1 protein-coding gene is annotated in these 1,692 nt (G+C 58.0%); it reads right to left on the bottom strand.

Annotation, left to right across the window (positions count from 1 at the left end; all coding sequences use genetic code 11):
• Nucleotides 1-175: 175 nt before the first annotated feature.
• Complete coding sequence (locus tag BMX57_RS20250) at nucleotides 176-1,621, bottom strand: IS1182 family transposase (protein ID WP_092371735.1); 1,446 nt, start codon at nucleotides 1,619-1,621, stop codon at nucleotides 176-178.
• Between the last annotated feature and the right edge of the window lie 71 nt (nucleotides 1,622-1,692).

The raw sequence follows: 1,692 nt of genomic DNA, 5'->3' as shown, positions 1-1,692 counted from the left end.
GAGGCTGTGTGGAAACGGGCTGGGACTGCGCGGATTCTTAGGCGTCCGGTTTTGGACGCGACTTTCGTCGTTGATCCTGTGTGATCCTTCAGATTTGGGCTAAATGGCGTTGCTGAGGCAATCGGTGGCGATCTGGCGGTGCTGAGACGCTCTCGTCTGGCCTAGCTGCCGCGGTTCAGGCCCTCATCGAAGCAATCAGGGCCGGGATACCGATGATCTTCATCACGCGGGTCATATTGTAGGCAAGGACGTGCAAGGCCATCTCGGTGGCGACGTTTTTCAGCCTCCGCATCTTGAAGTGCGTAGCTCCCATCCATGACTTGATCGTGCCGTAAGGGTGTTCGACTGTCATGCTGCGCACAGCCAGTTGGGCTGGGTCTGTGTCTAGGCGCTGCTGAACACGTTCCAGCACGTCTTCGTGTTCCCACCGGCGGATACGGCGCTCCTTGCTGTTGGTGCATTTATCCTTGAGCACGCAGCCATCGCAGTTGCTCGACCAGTAGGTCCGGATCGCTTTGCCATCTTGCTGGCCGGTGAACCGATAGACCAGCTCTTGGCCTGCCGGGCAGATGTAAGCGTCAGCCTCTGTGTCGTAGGCAAAATCAGCTTTGTCGAACTGTCCCCGTGCACCGGCATTCGATGTCTGAGGCTTGGGAACAACGACCGCGACCCCGGCTTCCTCACAGGCGAGGATTTCCTCACTCTTATAATACCCCTTGTCGGCGATGGCCTCGATCTGATCCGGGGCCATCGCATCGCGCGCAGCCACCGCCATCATCGACAAGGCGTCCCTGTCATAGCCATGCATGGTGACTTTATGGGCGACGATCAGGTGGTTCTCGGCCTCAACCGCCGTCTGCACATTGTATCCGACCACGCGCGGCATGCGGGGCGTCGCGGCCATGGATCGCGCGTCTGGATCGCTCAACGAGACCTGCGTTTCGCCCGTTTCATCCATGCGTTTTTCGATCGATCTGTAGCGCGCCGCTTCTTTGCGGAGGTGCTCCAGCTTTCGCAGGGTGCGTTCCATGCGTGCCTCGGGCAAGACCGTTCCGGTCTGCTCAAACACCTCGTCGGCACGATCCAATTCACCCAGATAACGCTCAATGGCTTTGTCAATCTCACCGAGCTTCTGGCGCAGCTTGCCACGCGTGTAGTTTTTGGCTTTCGAGTTCACTGCCTTGAACCGGCTGCCATCAATGGCCACCAGGTTCCCGTCGAGAAGATTGATGTCGCGGCATAGCGCGACGAACTGCTGGCACACCTTACGGATCGCTGAGCCGTTGGCCTTGCGGAAGTCAGCAATCGTCTTGAAGTCAGGCTTCAAGCGTCCCGTTAGCCAAATGAGCTCTAGATTGCGACTGCACTCCCGTTCCAGCCGCCGTGATGACTGGACCTGATTGAGGTAGCCGTACAGATAGATCCGCAGAATCAACCCCGGATGATAGCCTGGCCGACCCGTCGCGGCTGGCGATGCCTTGAAGCCGAGTGCGGCAAGATCAAGCATCTCCACGAAGGCATCAATCGCCCGAACTGCGCTGTCTTCCCCAACATAATCGTCCAAACATTCAGGGAGCAGCATCGCCTGATGCCGGTCTAAGCCCTCGATAAACTGCCCCATGGAATGACTCCGCATTTCTCGCGGAAAGCATACCATCCCCCAGAAAACAATGGGAGTTTTCACACAGCCTC

The sequence above is a fragment of the Cribrihabitans marinus genome (genome assembly GCF_900109035.1).
In the GTDB taxonomy this organism is placed as follows: domain Bacteria; phylum Pseudomonadota; class Alphaproteobacteria; order Rhodobacterales; family Rhodobacteraceae; genus Cribrihabitans; species Cribrihabitans marinus.
The sequence above is the reverse complement of the archived record's forward strand: the minus strand, read 5'-3'. Positions and strand labels throughout refer to the sequence as shown.